At 41.9% G+C, this 15,909-nt stretch carries 15 protein-coding genes and 1 pseudogene; 11 read left to right on the forward strand and 5 right to left on the reverse strand.

Annotation, left to right across the window (positions count from 1 at the left end; all coding sequences use genetic code 11):
- Nucleotides 1–10: 10 nt before the first annotated feature.
- From rplC to MF4640_RS14335, 3 genes are all read right to left on the reverse strand, one after another.
- Nucleotides 11–649: a 50S ribosomal protein L3 gene (gene rplC, locus MF4640_RS14325; protein ID WP_004691328.1), complete on the reverse strand. Its 639-nt coding sequence runs from the start codon at nt 647–649 to the stop codon at nt 11–13.
- 60 nt (nt 650–709) lie between these two features.
- Nucleotides 710–1,021 (reverse strand): 30S ribosomal protein S10, encoded by a 312-nt coding sequence (rpsJ, locus tag MF4640_RS14330; RefSeq protein ID WP_000070912.1) that lies wholly within the window; start codon nt 1,019–1,021, stop codon nt 710–712.
- Nucleotides 1,022–1,285: 264 nt separating this feature from the next.
- Nucleotides 1,286–2,023: a type 1 glutamine amidotransferase gene (locus tag MF4640_RS14335; RefSeq protein ID WP_078390007.1), complete on the reverse strand. Its 738-nt coding sequence runs from the start codon at nt 2,021–2,023 to the stop codon at nt 1,286–1,288.
- A 149-nt stretch (nt 2,024–2,172) separates the two neighbouring features.
- On the opposite strand from MF4640_RS14335, the gene MF4640_RS14340 reads away from it, so the two are divergent.
- The 6 genes from MF4640_RS14340 (at nt 2,173) to MF4640_RS14365 (ending at nt 8,931) form a co-directional block, all read left to right on the forward strand.
- Nucleotides 2,173–3,393, forward strand: coding sequence for a PLP-dependent transferase (locus MF4640_RS14340; protein ID WP_193791553.1), 1,221 nt, complete (start codon nt 2,173–2,175; stop codon nt 3,391–3,393).
- 8 nt (nt 3,394–3,401) lie between these two features.
- Nucleotides 3,402–4,985, forward strand: a complete 1,584-nt coding sequence (locus tag MF4640_RS14345; protein WP_078390008.1) for a helicase HerA-like domain-containing protein — start codon at nt 3,402–3,404, stop codon at nt 4,983–4,985.
- Between the two features lie 149 nt (nt 4,986–5,134).
- Entirely contained in the window at nt 5,135–6,343 is a 1,209-nt protein-coding gene (hmpA, locus tag MF4640_RS14350) for an NO-inducible flavohemoprotein (RefSeq protein WP_078390009.1), read from the forward strand.
- Between the two features lie 90 nt (nt 6,344–6,433).
- A complete protein-coding gene (locus MF4640_RS14355) occupies nt 6,434–6,883 on the forward strand; it encodes an RrF2 family transcriptional regulator (protein WP_078390010.1) in 450 nt (149 codons plus the stop codon).
- A 103-nt stretch (nt 6,884–6,986) separates the two neighbouring features.
- A complete protein-coding gene (yihA, locus tag MF4640_RS14360; RefSeq protein ID WP_005401286.1) occupies nt 6,987–7,847 on the forward strand; it encodes a ribosome biogenesis GTP-binding protein YihA/YsxC in 861 nt (286 codons plus the stop codon).
- 139 nt (nt 7,848–7,986) lie between these two features.
- Entirely contained in the window at nt 7,987–8,931 is a 945-nt protein-coding gene (locus MF4640_RS14365; protein WP_078390011.1) for a metal-dependent hydrolase, read from the forward strand.
- 54 nt (nt 8,932–8,985) lie between these two features.
- Here the strand turns inward: MF4640_RS14365 and MF4640_RS14370 are convergent, their stop codons facing one another.
- Together MF4640_RS14370 and MF4640_RS14375 are read right to left on the reverse strand one after the other, a co-directional pair.
- A complete protein-coding gene (locus tag MF4640_RS14370; RefSeq protein WP_078390012.1) occupies nt 8,986–10,245 on the reverse strand; it encodes a dicarboxylate/amino acid:cation symporter in 1,260 nt (419 codons plus the stop codon).
- A 230-nt stretch (nt 10,246–10,475) separates the two neighbouring features.
- Complete coding sequence (locus MF4640_RS14375) at nt 10,476–11,348, reverse strand: acyl-CoA thioesterase (protein ID WP_078390013.1); 873 nt, start codon at nt 11,346–11,348, stop codon at nt 10,476–10,478.
- Nucleotides 11,349–11,639: 291 nt separating this feature from the next.
- Between MF4640_RS14375 and plsB the strand changes: the two genes are divergently transcribed.
- The 5 genes and pseudogenes from plsB to MF4640_RS14395 form a co-directional block, all read left to right on the forward strand.
- Nucleotides 11,640–14,213: a glycerol-3-phosphate 1-O-acyltransferase PlsB gene (gene plsB, locus MF4640_RS14380; RefSeq protein WP_078390014.1), complete on the forward strand. Its 2,574-nt coding sequence runs from the start codon at nt 11,640–11,642 to the stop codon at nt 14,211–14,213.
- A 323-nt stretch (nt 14,214–14,536) separates the two neighbouring features.
- A complete protein-coding gene (locus tag MF4640_RS14385; protein WP_078390015.1) occupies nt 14,537–14,977 on the forward strand; it encodes a hypothetical protein in 441 nt (146 codons plus the stop codon).
- 193 nt (nt 14,978–15,170) lie between these two features.
- Nucleotides 15,171–15,365: a tetratricopeptide repeat protein gene (locus MF4640_RS19985; RefSeq protein WP_413772697.1), complete on the forward strand. Its 195-nt coding sequence runs from the start codon at nt 15,171–15,173 to the stop codon at nt 15,363–15,365.
- Nucleotides 15,366–15,493: 128 nt separating this feature from the next.
- A complete protein-coding gene (locus MF4640_RS19990; protein ID WP_413772698.1) occupies nt 15,494–15,616 on the forward strand; it encodes a hypothetical protein in 123 nt (40 codons plus the stop codon).
- A 166-nt stretch (nt 15,617–15,782) separates the two neighbouring features.
- Nucleotides 15,783–15,909 (forward strand): annotated as a pseudogene (locus tag MF4640_RS14395) (IS5/IS1182 family transposase); the annotation flags it as partial.

Here is a 15,909-nt window from a genome sequence, read left to right on the forward strand (position 1 = left end):
TTATTTCCCCTCAGGCCTTGATCGTAGGACGAACAGTTACGTCACCACCAGTAGCGCCAGGAATTGCACCTTTCACTACTAAAACTGAACGTTCTGCGTCGATAGATACAATTTCTAGACCCTGTACAGTTACGCGTTCAGCACCTAAATGGCCAGCCATTTTTTTGCCTTTGAATACGCGACCAGGAGTCTGGTTTTGACCTGTAGAACCCAGAACACGGTGAGAAAGTGAGTTACCGTGAGTAGCATCTTGCGTACGGAAGTTCCAACGCTTAACACCACCTTGGAAACCTTTACCTTTCGACTGACCAGTTACGTCAACAACTTGACCAACTGTGAACATGTCTACACCGATAGTTCCACCAACTTCACGACCTTCAAGATCAGCTTCTGTTGCACGGAATTCTTGAACTAGACGACCAGCAGCAACACCCGCTTTCGCGAAGTGACCTTTCTGAGCGTTAGTTACGCGAGATTCGCGACGTTCACCAGTAGTGATTTGAATCGCTTGATAACCATCAGTTTCAAGCGTTTTGATTTGAGTGATGCGGTTAGGATCAACCTCAATCACTGTAACAGGCACAGAAACACCAGCATCTGTAAAGATACGTGTCATACCGCACTTGCGACCGACTAAACCAATAGCCATGTGCATAAACCTCTAAAAAAGCGGCCTAATTAACTTAGAGCGTTAATTAACCCGAAAGCCTTAACCCAATGCGATCTGAACATCAACACCAGCTGCAAGATCTAACTTCATCAATGCATCTACAGTTTTGTCTGTAGGTTGAACGATGTCGATCAAACGTTTATAAGTGCGGATCTCGTATTGGTCACGCGCATCTTTGTTAACGTGTGGTGATGTTAAAACGTTAAAACGTTCAATGCGTGTAGGCATTGGAATTGGACCACAAACTTGTGCGCCAGTACGTTTTGCTGTTTCTACGATTTCTTGAGCTGATTGATCAATTAAACGGTGATCAAAAGACTTCAAACGGATACGAATTCTCTGGTTAGACATACCAGTAAACTCCAAGCCAAATATATAAAGAATCACTCCTGACGCATCTCACCCCACTAAAAGGTAAGTGTCAAGAGCAGTGAAATATCACTAAGGTCATGATCGATGCCACGACTGTCACGATGTTAACTACTTTATTCGCAGTTAACCCCCTTTCATTAAAGGGTCGCTCATTATAGCCATTGTTTAATGCATAAGCAAATCCATTTTTGATTTTTTACAATATATTCAATTTGTTTGGATTATCAGTAGCTTAAAAAAGCATCAATAGACTGTTTGCCGCAACACATAATCAATTGCACTATTAAGAATTTGATTTCCCTCAATAAAATTTAATTTTGGCGATTTTTTCAATTCGGTTTCAGTTGCCACGTATTGCCCCGAAAACTTATTCAGCTCGTCATCATTTTCTAAAAAGAGTGCCAAGGTTTCTGGCACGATCTCTGGGTGAAATTGAAAACCCAATACATTCTTTCCAATTTGGTACATTTGATTACGACACACGGTATTTTCAGCCAAATGTACAGCACCTTTTGGAATTTCAAAGGTCTCGCTATGCCATTGCATTACATTAAACTGTTCAGGCAATTCAAAGCATTCTGTTGGGACGTGCTGGATTTTACGTACTGTCGCCCAACCCAACTCCTGTTGTTCATTGCGACTGACCGCAGCACCGAGCGCATTGGCAATCAATTGCCCACCCAAGCATAAACCAATCGCGGGTTTTCCTGCGGCCAAGTAACGTCTTAACCAACGCTTCTCGATCTTTAACCATGGAAAATTCACTTCATCATTCACACTCATGGTGCCCCCCATAATGATGAGTAAGTCAACATCCTCAACACTCGGTAAAGCTTCTATCTCTAAGGCTTGATCTATAGGTAAAGCAAAAAACTCTGTTGCACTGATTACAGCACCTTGTTGTTTTAAATATGTATAGCAACTGCCGAACCCTTCACCAGCAATATGCTGAAAATAATGTACTTTTAAATGCGACGTCATGCGCTTATGCCTTCTTTTTACTATCCTTATCGATGATTTAGCAAAATTGAAGCCAACTTTTTATTTTGTTTACCTTTATTCACATTTGTTCAATTTTCTCGCCTATTTAGAAACTTTCTCTTAAGCTAAAAACAATTTATCGCTTTATGATGAGTCGATTCGTGAAAAAAAAACCGCAAACCGCATTGGTTCATGCACCAAGACAAGCGCCTCAGTACATTTCAACGGTCCAACCTCCCCTGTATCGTGCATCGACGATTATTTTTAAAGATACCAATGCACTGTTTAATCGCCATTGGACCGATGACTATGACTATAGTTATGGTACCCATGGCACCCCCACCACATTTACATTGGGCGATAACATTGCACAAATTGAGGGTGGAAAGTACTGCCTACTCGCACCAAGTGGTTTATCTGCCATTAACCTAGTGAACTCATGTTTTTTAAGTCATGGTGATGAAGTTTGGGTAGCGGATAATATTTACGGGCCAAACATGGAGCATCTTCGTAATCTAGAAAAACGCTATGGCATTGATGTTCGTGTTTATAACCCTATTGATGTGTCTTCTTTCCAACCGACGGAAAAAGCTAAACTGATTTGGCTAGAAGCCGCAGGGTCGGTCACACTGGAGTTTCCAGATTTGGTCGGACTGGTGAAAAAGGCACAAACGCATCATGTGCTCACTGCTTTAGACAATACGTGGGGCGCAGGTCTTGCCTTTAATGCTTTTGATTTTAGTGATGCGCACTTAAGTGTAGATGTGACGGTACATGCTTTGACCAAATACCCAAGTGGCGGCGGAGACATTTTAATGGGCTCAGTCGTGACACGCGAGCGAGCTTTACATCATCAACTCTTTCGCACGCATGCCATTCAAGGCATTAGCGTCTCTGGGGATGATGTTGCTCAAGTCCAACGCAGTCTAGCATCAATGCGCATTCGTTATGCCGCACAGTCTGAAAGTGCGCTGCAACTCCTAGCATGGCTAAAACAACAACCGGAATTTGTGCAGGTCTTACACCCTGCTGACTCGAGTGCTGCGGGTCATTCATATTGGAAAGACATTTGTGTCGATCAACACAGTGCAGGTTTGGTCAGTGTCATTTTCAAGCCCGAATTTGATCTGCAGGATATTCGTCAATTTTGTGATGCCCTATCACTCTTCAAACTCGGCTTTAGTTGGGGCGGTCCTGTCAGTTTGGTGATGCTGTATGACCTCAAAGACATGCGTACACTTGAGCATACACATTTACAACAAGGTTTATTGGTTCGCTTTTGTATAGGACTAGAACATCCTGCCGATTTAATTCAAGATATAGAAAACGCACTAAAACAACTGAATAACCATCACAAAAAAATTGAATAGGAAGAAGTATGAGCACCCCGATCATCATTGCCAAGAAAACCACGAATACCCAACAAGATGTTGTTCTACACTCGAAGTTTGCCAACCGTCATGGCTTAATTGCAGGGGCAACAGGGACAGGTAAAACTGTAACCCTGAAGGTGTTGGCTGAAAGTTTTTCCAGACTCGGGGTGCCCGTATTTTTAGCCGATGCCAAAGGTGATGTTTCCAGCTTAGCGCAGGCAGGTGCATCCAACCCCAAATTTGATGAGCGCATTAAAAGTTTAGGCATCAACAGCATTCCCTTTGCTGCATCCCCCGTGGTGTTTTGGGATTTATTTGCTGAACAAGGTCATCCTATTCGTACCACGATTACCGAAATTGGCCCGCTGTTGCTGGCACGTATGCTGAATTTGAATGACACCCAAGAAGGGGTACTTTCTGCGGTATTTCGTATTGCAGATGATCAAGGCATGCTACTGATCGACTTTAAAGACTTAAAAGCCATGATTGGTTATGTCAGTGAACATGCCGCAGAGTTTAAAGCCGAATATGGCAACCTATCTCCTGCCAGCCTTGGTGCGATTCAACGGAATTTATTGGCACTGGCCGATCAAGGCGGTGATCAATTTTTCGGAGAGCCCAGCTTAAATATTCTCGACTTTATTCAGACCGACAGTAATGGTTATGGCTATATCAATATCTTAGCCGCAGACAAGCTCATGAATACCCCAAAGCTCTATGCCACTTTTCTGCTCTGGATGCTTTCAGAACTGTTTGAACAGCTGCCTGAGGTTGGCGATATGGACAAGCCCAAGCTGGTGTTCTTCTTTGATGAAGCGCATTTACTGTTTGATAATGCCAGTGCAGCGCTGCAAGAAAAAATTGAACAAGTGGTGCGCCTGATCCGCTCCAAAGGGGTGGGTATTTACTTTGTCACGCAAAACCCACTGGATTTGCCTGAAAGCGTGTTAGGGCAGCTCGGAAATCGCGTACAACATGCCTTACGTGCCTTTACCCCGAAAGATCAAAAAGCAGTTAAAACAGCTGCAGACACCTTCCGTGCCAATCCTGAATTTAAAGTTGAGCAAGCCATCACTGAACTAGCTGTGGGTGAAGCTTTAATTAGTTGCCTAGATGAACAAGGCACGCCGCAAGTCGTAGAGCGTGCATGGGTGATGCCACCCTATTCGTCTTTCACTCCGATTAGCCCAGAGCAACGTCAAGCCTTTATTTCACAAAGTATCGTGGCAGGCATTTATGAAAAAAGCCTAGACCGTGAAAGCGCTTTTGAACTTCTACAAAATAAAGTGGTTGAACGCCAACAACAAGCTGTACAGATAGAGCAAGAGAAACAACAAACCAAAGAACAAGAGGCGCTAGCGAAACAGAAGGCCAAAGAAGCTGAAACACTAGCGAAGCAACAAGCACGTGAGCAAGAGCGGATTGCGAAAGAACAGCAGAAAGAAGCTGAACGTGAAGCAAAACAGCGTGAGAAGCTAATTCAAGACACAGTAGGAACGTTCGCCAAAAGCGCCGCACGTAGTCTCGGGGGCAGTACGGGACAAAAAATCGTCCGTGGTTTACTCGGCTCATTGTTTGGTCGTAAGTGATCTACTTTTTAAATCTAAAAATCAAAATTTATGGGATATTCATATATCCCATATAAAAGTTAAGCTTTTCTTTAAAGATGTATTTACATTACATCCTTAAAGGTATATTTTAAATACATCTTATAAATGATAGCCAAGAGAGATCAAACATGACTCCGCAGCAAATTGAACTTGTAAAAGCAACTGTTCCTGTCCTTCGTGAAAATGGTGTCGCACTCACAGGTTATTTTTATAACCGCATGTTAGGCAACAATCCTAATTTAAAAGAAACCTTTAATATGGGGCATCAACGCAGTGGTGCTCAAGCCCAAGCTTTGGCGGGTGCTGTGTTGGCCTATGCAGAAAACATTGAAGATCCTTCAGTATTACTCCCTGTGGTTGAGCTGATTGCCCACAAACATGTCAGCTTGAATATTCAAGCACCCGACTACAATATTGTTGGGGAAAACCTCCTCCATTCGATTAGTGAAGTTTTAAGTATTTCAATGGAGGATCCATTGATTGATGCTTGGGCTGCGGCGTATGGTCAATTGGCTGATTTATTCATTAGCACTGAAAAAGCGATTTATGAGCAACATCAACAAACCAAAGGGAGCTGGTTAGGCTGGCGCAACTTTAAAATTGCGAAAAAAGTGGTTGAAAGCGATGAAATCACTTCTTTCTATCTTGCCCCTGTGGACGGTGGTGATTTACCAAAATATGAAGCAGGTCAGTATATTTCAGTACGTGTATTTGTTGAGGAACTTGGTCTAAAACAACCTCGCCAATACACCCTTTCAACTAGCCCTCAAGCTGACTATTTACGTATCTCGGTCAAACGCGAAGATGAAAAAGGCGATTTGGCAGGAGGCTGGGTGTCAAATACCCTGCATGGTTTAGCCGAAGGTGCTGAAATTGAAGTGTCTGCACCAACAGGTAACTTCTACCTGATTGACCCAAATAAACGCAATGTCTTTATTAGTGGTGGTGTAGGCCTCACGCCAATGGTGGCGATGCTGAATCAATTGGTGACTTTGGATATGCCAGAGCCTGTGACTTTTGTGCACGCCTGCCGTAGCAAACAAGTGCATGCCATGAAACAACATATTCATGACTTAAAAGCCAAATATCCACGTTTAAGTACCTTTACTGCATATGAGTTCCCACATCAAAGTGATGTTTTGGGTCAAGATTATGATGCGAAGGGTCGCCTTGATTTGAGTACCATTGATAGCGCAATTTTACCTGTTCAAGCAGACTACTACTTATGCGGCCCAATGCCATTTATGGCAGAACAACAAAAAGCCCTGATTGCCCGTGGTGTTCCTGCCGAAAATATTCACAGTGAAGCTTTTGGTACAGGTGGTGTTCACCACTAACCCATGCCATCGGCATAAAATAGAGAGGGTTAGTCAGGTTATGCTAGACTAGCCCTTTGTTTTTTTTGCTTATCAACGATCAGTACCCTCATGCAGCTCAATAAATTTACCGATTATGCTTTGCGAATTCTGATGTATGTTTCACAGCCGAAAGCGCTGCCGCATACCATCGCAGAACTGGCACAAGCACTACAAGTGTCTGAAAACCACTTGATGAAAATCGTACACTTTATGGCGAAACAGCAGTGGATTATTACTGCACGCGGTCGTGGCGGTGGGATTCGGCTCAATCCAGAAACCCTCCATTTAAGACTGGGCGAGATTGTACGGATCTTGCAAGCGGATCAGAACATTGTGGAATGTAACACCCCGCCTTGCGTACTCCGTTCGAATTGCGGACTCAAAGGGATCTTAGATCAAGCGTTGGATCAGTTCTATCACAGCTTAGACCAATATACCTTAGCAGATGTACTGGGTACTGAAGCTCAGAATAAATTCACGACCCACTCGCCGATTAACCTGATCAATCTTGCTGATTAAGGTCTTTTACTGACAAGATTGCGGACTTTACGCTGCAAAGGTCGATTGCCTGCTCGACTTCCATTATAATGGCTGATTGTAGATCATAAATTGAAGTTGAGTTATGCACCACAGCCGAGGAAAATCCAAAAACAGTAAAATTGCTGCTGCCCCAAAGCAAAAAATTAGCTATGAAAAAAAGGTAGATTCTGCAGTTACTGAATATGCTGTGCGCGCTCTCAACTGGCTGCGTAAAGCAGAGTTTTTAATGAGTGCTCCGAAGCTCAACCTGTGTGTAGAAGATACAGGCTATGAAATTGCTTTTGCGGGTCGTTCAAATGCAGGTAAGTCTAGTGCTATCAATGCCTTAACCAACCAAAAGCAATTGGCTCGTGCCTCGAAAAGACCGGGTCGTACGCAGATGATTAACTTTTTCAGTCTGGGTAATCCTGACCAACGTCTCGTCGACTTACCCGGTTATGGTTATGCAGCCGTGCCTGAAGCGATGAAAATCGTGTGGCAAAAAGAGTTAGAAAATTACCTGATTCAGCGTAAAAGCTTACAAGGCTTAGTATTGTTGATGGATATTCGTCATCCACTACAGCACTTTGACGTGATGATGTTGGAATGGGCTTATTCACGTAAATTGTTTGTACATGTGCTACTGACCAAGTCCGACAAACTCAACCGTGGCCCTGCCTCTAAGGCATTGCAAGAAGTTAAAGCCCAATTGAAAAAGATGAAACTTGATTTCTCAATTCAATTGTTCTCTTCCCTCAATAAACAAGGCCTAGAAGAACTGGCAAGTGTGATGGGCGGACGACTGAATTTTACTTTAGACCAAGCCCAACACTTTGACTTAAACAGTATTCCAGATGCGACGGCAGATGAGCTGGATACAGAAGACTTCGATGAAGATCCTGAAGCCGTTATGGATCTTGATGCTGAAGACGATGTGGAAACCAAACCACAGCCTGAGGCTTAAGTTTTAAACGCCAACCTAAAAAAGCATCATCTATTGCTGTATCTGTGTCCCCTATTGCTAATCGCAATCGGGGACTTTTTTTATACTGACTTTATTCAGCTCGTGAAAAAATTCAACACATATAAAAATAGGTCAGCATATGAAATTATGGTCTCGATTGAAAAAAAACAAAATTCGTTCCTCTATTGCCTACACAATTAAGCCCCGCAAAGTTAAATTTGAGTGGCAAGACAGTCCGATTGATTGGATTCCCAACCAACCTTTTGCCAGCTATTTCATCAATGAAATTAATATGATCCTGCCCGCAGGTGAGTTCTGGTTCTGCCGCCTCTATAACAAAGTCTTACCACAAATTAGCGATGAAAAACTGAAGCAAGATGTACAAGCCTTTATCCGCCAAGAAGCCATGCATGCGCAGGCACACAACTCAGCCAATAAAGAGTATCTCAGCCAAAGAAAGATTGATGTCTCCCGTAATCTAGAGTTGATGGATTTCTTATTTGGAAAATTACTGGCCGATAAACCACTAGATCTCACTGTACCTAAAGCACTTGAGCACCAGTGGGATCTGTTTCGACTCGATATTATTGCCACGGTGGAACACATGACCTGTGTCCTTGGAAAATATGCACTGGACAACACCGAATGGGAGAAAATGGGCGCTGACCCTGCGATGTTAGACTTGATCAAATGGCACGGCGCAGAAGAAATTGAACACCGTACCGTCGCATTTGATTTGTACCGACATTTAGGCGGGGGTTATATTGCGCGCTATTATTTGAGTCTGGTGGTGATTGCTGCCGTTCTGGGCTTATGGGTCGATGGTGCAGCTCATATTATGAAACAAGATGACCGCTTTAAGTCGATTCAACCCAGTCTGTTTAAACCTTGGATTTGGCGTGAGTGGCTGTCTATTTCTAAACGGAATCATCAAGTTTTACCAAGTCCGTTATGGCTCATCTCACAGCAATTTGGCTATTTAGTGCCGTGGTATGACCCTGTACACGAAGCCAAGACAGAAGATGCGATTGCCTACTTAGACCAATCCCCAGCGGCTAAACGTGCCATGCTCAAAGTCGCTTAAATCCTAAAATAAAAAAAGCAGCTTAATAGCTGCTTTTTTATTTTAGAGCAAAACTTAAGACGGATTCGATAAATTGGGCAAAGGTGCATCCAGATCCTGGGTATGTCGATCCACCACCACACTAATCATCATGTCACCTTGTACATTCACCACAGTACGCACGGTATCCAGTAAGCGATCAATCGGTAATAAAATCGCAATCGCTTCAGCAGGAAGCCCGACAGACTGCAATACCATAATCATAGTGACCATGCCTGCACTCGGAATCCCTGGAGCACCTAAAGAAGCAATCATCGCCGTCAGACACACCACCAGCTGCTGACTCAAGGTCAAATCGAGTCCCATCAAGTTGGCAATAAACAAAGCCGCCGCTGCCTCATACAGCGCAGTACCATCCATATTGAGCTGCGTCCCCAACGGAATCACAAAGCCTGCCGTTTGCGGACGTACACCAAGATTTTCTTGCGCACACTTGAGGGATAAAGGCATAGTTGCCGAGCTTGAACTGGTGGCAAAAGCCGTAATCAACGCCACACGCGTGCCTTTAAAAAAGGTCATCGGGTTCATCTTGCCAAAAATCCACAGTAATAGCGGCAAAACCACCAGACCATGAAAAATGGTAGTGCCCGTTACCACAGCCGCAAACTCTGCCAAACGACTCAATACAGAAATGTCTTCAGTGGCAATCAACTTAGCAAGTAAGGCAAAAATTCCTAGCGGGGCTAGCTTCATCACCCAACCAATCATCAACATCATGATGTCAAAGAACTGTTGACTCAGCTTACGTACGGTACGGAATTTTTCGCCGCCCTTGACGAGTGCCACACCTATGAACAACGCAAAAACCACTACCGCTAAAACATTGCCTTCGGCAAAGGCTTTGAAGGGATTAATCAGCGTATTTTGAATAAAGTTGGTGAAGAACGAAGATGGGGTGAGCGTATCTGGAGTTTGATGAGCGGCCATGGCGTCTTGGAACATGGCGATATCGACACCTTTGCCGACTTCAAATAAATGCGCGCAGCTTAAACCCAATATCAGCGCCAAAGTCGTGGTGGTGACACAACATGCCACCGTAATTTTCCAAACACGGGAGAGTTGTCCACCCGCTTGTAAGTTTGATACCCCCACCACAATTGAGCTAAAAATGAGAGGAATCAGGAGCATTTTTAATAGACCGATAAAAATACTGCTGACCACCCCGATTCCATACAAACTCATGTCTAAAAAAGCGGTTTCAGGGAAAAGATTTAAAATAAATCCGAAGATGACCCCAAAGATCGCTGCAATTAGAATTTGCGTGTTTAAGCTCATAGCTTCATGCTTTTCAAAGATTTCTTTGGGAAACTATGCCATGCGAACGGGCTAGAATCGAGCATTTTTTTGTCACAAGTACTGCACATTTCCCCATATGCCTCTGCCCAAAAGGTGAGACCATTACAATTGAAGCTCAACTCCTAGCTCTGCTCTGACCACCTTTCAGTCATAAAATCAGCCATAAAAAAAGCTGAGTCATATCACTCAGCTTTTTCTGTACTTAGGCTTTATTGGGCTTCGATTTCACGGAGCCGAATCAAACCTTCTTGAGTGGTACTACACACCAACTCACCGTTTTGCCACATTCGTCCAAAATTTAAACCACGTGAACTGGCACTCACTGTAGCGTCCATGTCATACAGCATCCAGTCATCTACACGAAAGGGTTTATGGAAATACATGGCATGATCGATACTCGCACACTGCAAACTTGGCGAAAGATAACTTAAACCATGCGGGCGCAGTGCCGTGGTCATTAAAGTGAAATCTGAATAGAATGCCGCAATCGCCTGATGCAATGAAATCTCATCCACCTCTGCTGCTATACGGTCATGCGTGCGAATGTAGTGCGCATACACAGGTGCTTCAGGCTGCGGTTGGTACGGGTTCTGTGGATTGATTGGACGAATTTCCACATGACGATCGCGCATGAAACTTGCACGCACATTTTCAGGCACAAATTCCACCATCATTTTTTTCAGTTCAGCCTCAGACTTTAAAGACTCGGGTGCTGGATACTCAGGCTCACCGATTTGATAGTTCAGGCCGTCTTCATTGTCAGCAAAAGACACCATACACATAAAGATGGTTTTACCATGCTGAATAGCGTGCACTTGGCGACTGACAAAACTACGACCATCACGAATTCGATCAACTTCATAGATAATCGGTGCGTTCACATCGCCACCAAATAAAAAGTATGCATGTAAAGAATGAGCTGGACGATCCGTCGTATATGACGCTGCACGTAGGGCCTGACCTAAGACTTGTCCGCCAAAAACACGCTTCCCAACCAAATTACGGCTTTGTCCACGAAAGATATTTTCCTCAATTTTTTCGAGGCTCAGTAATTCAACCAACTCTTGGGTTAAGGCATTCATAAGTAACCTACTTAATGGTGAGAGACCAGATTTTTCTGTAAAGTGATGAGGTATGATATCGATATTAAAATCTATTTTGCCATAAATTCAGACTAAAACCCTATAGATTGCTTGACTGAGTTGTCATAAGTTTTTTTCGTTATTTCCGACTAAAAATACGATTTTTAACGATAAAATTCACCATATAAAACAAATTTGTCAGGAAATGACATACGGTTTATGTTTACAATTACGCAAAATAAATACCCCTTCAGACAAACTGCGGGATTGGTCATTTAAGCAGGAGTGTATATGTCCAAAAGTGGCTTTGGTCAAATGTATAGAAAGCTTTCAAGTAAGCTTCTTGACCTCATAGTAACCCCACATGTATTGGGTGAGGTTCCAACAGAACCGACAGCAACAGATGCTGACCCAGCAGCTTCAGGCCATCCCAAAAAAATTGTCTGTTATGTGCTTCAAAATCACTCACGCAGTAATGCGCTGTTGGTGGATGGTGAAACACGTCGTTTAAAGCTTGCTCCTGCACTCGATCCTTTGGTCGTGGGGACACATCAAGAAAAAGCATCGATCGTGTTTTTACAGCATAACGATGAAAATAATTTACTGAACCCTTCACCACACACCTTTCCACCGCGCTTATTACGTCTCGTTGAAGCTTTAGAACAACAACCCGATTTAGACGTGGAACTGGTACCTGTGACGGTACTGTGGGGACGTTCACCAGATAAAGAAGACTCTTGGTTTAAATTGTTATTTACCGACACTTGGGCAACTCCAAGTACGGTGAAACAGCTGATGAATATCGGTTTACATGGTCGTCAGTCATTTTTAGAGTTTCATGAAAGTCAGTCTTTACGTGCTTTGGTTGACTTTGCAAAAACCACCTATCCGAATTTATCCCCTGCGACCTACATTCTAAATACCTTAAATAATCAGCTCGATGCACACCGTGAAGCGGTACTCGGTCCCGATCTTTCGGACCGTCGCAACGTGATGCATTCATTGATTAAAGCCAATGATGTACAAGATGCGATTCGCCGCGAAAGTATCCGCGGCAAAATTAGCATGTTGGATGCTGAACGTCGTGCCATTGGTTATGTCAATGAAATCGTATCGGACTACTCACATTCAACCATCCGTTTTGCGGAAATGGCGCTGGCACGATTATGGACGCAGCTCTATGACGGGGTTGAAGTTCATAACTTCAATACGGTCCGTGAGCTGGCTAAAGACTACGAAATTGTGTATACCCCATGTCACCGTAGCCATATCGACTATTTACTGCTGTCTTATGTGGTGTATAACCGTGGTTTGATGGTGCCTTATATTGCTGCGGGCGATAACCTGAATATGCCATTTGTTGGGCAAATTTTACGTGGTGGCGGTGCATTCTTTATTCGCCGTACTTTCCGCGGTAACGCGCTCTACACTTCGGTCTTTAAAGAATACCTATATAGCATTTTGTCGCGTAACACGCCTTTGGAATACTTCATCGAAGGTGGTCGTTCACGTACAGGTCGTCTGCTACCACCAAAGACAGGTATGTTAGCCATGACTGTGCACAGTCACTTGCGTGGGCGTGCCAAACCGATTGTCTTTGTTCCGACCTATATTGGCTATGAACGATTGATGGAAGGTGCAACCTACGTCGGCGAGATGAACGGTAAACCAAAAGAAGCCGAGTCTGTCTTTGGGATTCTGCAAACCTTACGCAAAATTGAACGTATTTTCGGAAAAGTCCATCTCAACTTTGGCGAGCCTGTTTTTCTCGATGACATGCTGAAAAAGCATGGCGCTGAGAATGTGCAAATTGCTAAAAATGATGATCCCATTCCGCAAGAAGTCTCTGATGCAGTCAACAGTTCAGCACATGCAATTTTAGAAAATATTAACCGTGCAGCTGTGGTGAATCCTGTTTCACTCTTGTCTTTGGTTCTGTTGGCCACTGAGAAGCATACGCTGGATGAAGAAATCTGCATCAAACAGCTTGATACCTATCGTAAGTTGTTGACGACACTTCCTTATGATGAGCGCCTCTTGGTCACGCCATTATCAGGTAAAGAAATCATTGCTTATGGTTTAAAGCTAAAACTGATCAAGCGTATCAATCACGTTCTTGGTGACATTATTGCGATTGCGGACAATCAAGCCGTACTGCTGACCTACTTCCGTAATAACATTTTGCATGCCTTTGTCTTGCCATCATTAGTTGCTGCTTTGGTTGAACACAATGGAACCATTGGCCGTGGTGATTTAATCAATGTGATTCGCACGCTATATCCATTTTTAAAAGCAGAATTGTTTTTAAAATGGGAAGATGCTGAACTCAAAGATCAAATCTGTGCCTATGTAGATGGTTTGATTCAAGCCAAACTGATTTCTGAAGATACTGAAGGTCACTTGATTTCTCCTGCTCCAAACAGTGAAGATCATAACCAATTGGTGGTATTGGCGGCACCAGTCATGCAGAGTCTTGAGCGTTACTACATGACGCTTGCGCTAATTACACAGCGCGGTTCTGGGAACATTTCAGCACGTCAGGTGGAAGAGCTTAGTCATTTGGTCGGTCAGCGTCTATCTGTCCTATATGAGTTCAATTCGCCTGAATTCTTTGATAAAGCCCTGTTCCAAAGCTTTATTAAAGTGCTCACGCAACAGGGTTATATCAGCACCAACTCGGACAACGCGATTGTGTTTGATGAGAACTTTCAAAACGTTGCGCAATATGCCAACTTGGTGCTAGATGATGTCACGCTACAAATGTTGCAACACATCACCACTTTCAGCGATGAAGAACTGAAAGACACGCTCGACAAAGTAGCTGCAGAACAAGCGAAGAAACGTTTGAAACGTAAGAAGAAGTAATTTCTTTTTAAAAGCATAGGTATCTACAAAATGTAGGTGCCTATGCTGTTCAACAAGAAAATACTAAATAAAAAATTTAAGCCAATATAGGTTAAATAGATAAATAGTTGAGGAATACTTTTTATAAATTTGGACTTTACCTAATTCTATTTATGATCCATATATTCATGAATTAGCAAGAAATATAAACTTTAAAATTAAATACTGAACAACAAGCTAGTACAACCAATCATTAATGATCCAGTAGGATATAGATTAGTTTCAAATATAACTCTAATTCCAGTAGCTCCACTGCTTTTTTTAATTTACCAAAGTATACAATAATGAAATATATAGTTTTTTTAAGTATTTTATTGGCATCATTCTCAATTATAGGTTGTAAAGAAAAACGTGTTCGTTACTTTCAATACGAAATTCTAAATAATGAAAGTATTTGTTCATTGAAACCTAAGGAGATTTTTGAGTCTAAAGAGTTTTCAATGTTCGATACATTTTTTAAAGATATGGATGGAAATCCTAATGATGAATTATCAGAAACTATTTATAAAGAAAGTTTAAAAAATCTATCTAATACAAGTAGTAAATATATTTTTTGTTTCCCAAAGAGTAGTTTGAAATCAGATTTTTTAGAAACGTATATTCAAGTTGAACTACAAAGAGGGAAAACTTTTCGACAATACGAATTTAAAAATTATTTTTGCATAAAAAATAATGACTTAATTAATTTTATTGAAAAAGAAGAAAGTATAGAAGTATGCGAATAATGTTATTTCTCATACAGTTAACATAATACCTCTTACGCTATATTATTAATTTTTTATATAAATACCAAAACTTTAATTAAAATATGCCCAAGAGCTCATCTCACTAAAACCAGTTTTTACTGGGCTTTTACTAACAACGCCAAATAATCATCAAAGCAATGGGAATGCTGTCATTCAAAATGATTTAACAGCCATGTTAACTAAGGGAATAGGTACAGATAAGAATCCTGAGAAAGTATTGTTTTGGCTTAATAAAGCTGCGGAACAAAATTTTCCCGAAGCTCAATATAATTTAGGGTTAATGTATGACTCAGGGAATTACGTTACTAAAGATAGAAAAAAAGCCTTAGAATTTTATCAGTTAGCAGCTAAGTCTGGATTAAGTTAAGCTCAATATAATTTAGCTAATGCTTATCGTGATGGTGTAGTTGTTCAGAAAATGAAGAAAAGGCTCTAGAACTTTATCTTAAAGCAGCAGAACAAAACCTACCTGAAGCTCAGAATAATGCAGCATATATATATGCAAATACTTATAATGATTTAGAAAAAGCAAAATTTTGGTTTACTAAATCATATGAAAATGGCAATGCGGCAGCAGGTGAAGCTTTAAAAGAGTTGAATGAACTATCTTTTAATTAAATCATAGAATAACGCACATGAAACAACTATAACTATAGTAATAATTACTCCTTGTATTTCAAATAGTATAGATAAAAATGAAGATGTACCAATTTTAAATAAATCATTTGAAATTAGTATTTTACAGACCTCTTGCGAAAGTAAAAACCACCTCAATATAAATTTCATGAGATATCAGAAATTAAATCGTTTTTCAGATTCTGAATTCAAACGCTTGGTTGGCGTACCTCGACATGTTTTTACTGAAATGGTAGAGGTTTTAGAAAAAGCAGAATCACTCAAAAAGAAATCAG

It is taken from the genome of Acinetobacter sp. MF4640 (assembly GCF_002018895.1).
GTDB lineage: Bacteria > Pseudomonadota > Gammaproteobacteria > Pseudomonadales > Moraxellaceae > Acinetobacter > Acinetobacter johnsonii.

What these genes read in the sequence shown, in the direction of transcription:
- rplC (WP_004691328.1), bottom strand. Translation starts at nt 649, where the DNA reads ATGGCTATTGGTTTAGTCGGTCGCAAGTGCGGTATGACACGTATCTTT.
- rpsJ (WP_000070912.1), bottom strand. Translation starts at nt 1,021, where the DNA reads ATGTCTAACCAGAGAATTCGTATCCGTTTGAAGTCTTTTGATCACCGT.
- MF4640_RS14335 (WP_078390007.1), bottom strand. Translation starts at nt 2,023, where the DNA reads ATGACGTCGCATTTAAAAGTACATTATTTTCAGCATATTGCTGGTGAA.
- MF4640_RS14340 (WP_193791553.1), top strand. Translation starts at nt 2,173, where the DNA reads ATGAGTCGATTCGTGAAAAAAAAACCGCAAACCGCATTGGTTCATGCA.
- MF4640_RS14345 (WP_078390008.1), top strand. Translation starts at nt 3,402, where the DNA reads ATGAGCACCCCGATCATCATTGCCAAGAAAACCACGAATACCCAACAA.
- hmpA (WP_078390009.1), top strand. Translation starts at nt 5,135, where the DNA reads ATGACTCCGCAGCAAATTGAACTTGTAAAAGCAACTGTTCCTGTCCTT.
- MF4640_RS14355 (WP_078390010.1), top strand. Translation starts at nt 6,434, where the DNA reads ATGCAGCTCAATAAATTTACCGATTATGCTTTGCGAATTCTGATGTAT.
- yihA (WP_005401286.1), top strand. Translation starts at nt 6,987, where the DNA reads ATGCACCACAGCCGAGGAAAATCCAAAAACAGTAAAATTGCTGCTGCC.
- MF4640_RS14365 (WP_078390011.1), top strand. Translation starts at nt 7,987, where the DNA reads ATGAAATTATGGTCTCGATTGAAAAAAAACAAAATTCGTTCCTCTATT.
- MF4640_RS14370 (WP_078390012.1), bottom strand. Translation starts at nt 10,245, where the DNA reads ATGAGCTTAAACACGCAAATTCTAATTGCAGCGATCTTTGGGGTCATC.
- MF4640_RS14375 (WP_078390013.1), bottom strand. Translation starts at nt 11,348, where the DNA reads ATGAATGCCTTAACCCAAGAGTTGGTTGAATTACTGAGCCTCGAAAAA.
- plsB (WP_078390014.1), top strand. Translation starts at nt 11,640, where the DNA reads ATGTCCAAAAGTGGCTTTGGTCAAATGTATAGAAAGCTTTCAAGTAAG.
- MF4640_RS14385 (WP_078390015.1), top strand. Translation starts at nt 14,537, where the DNA reads ATGAAATATATAGTTTTTTTAAGTATTTTATTGGCATCATTCTCAATT.
- MF4640_RS19985 (WP_413772697.1), top strand. Translation starts at nt 15,171, where the DNA reads ATGTTAACTAAGGGAATAGGTACAGATAAGAATCCTGAGAAAGTATTG.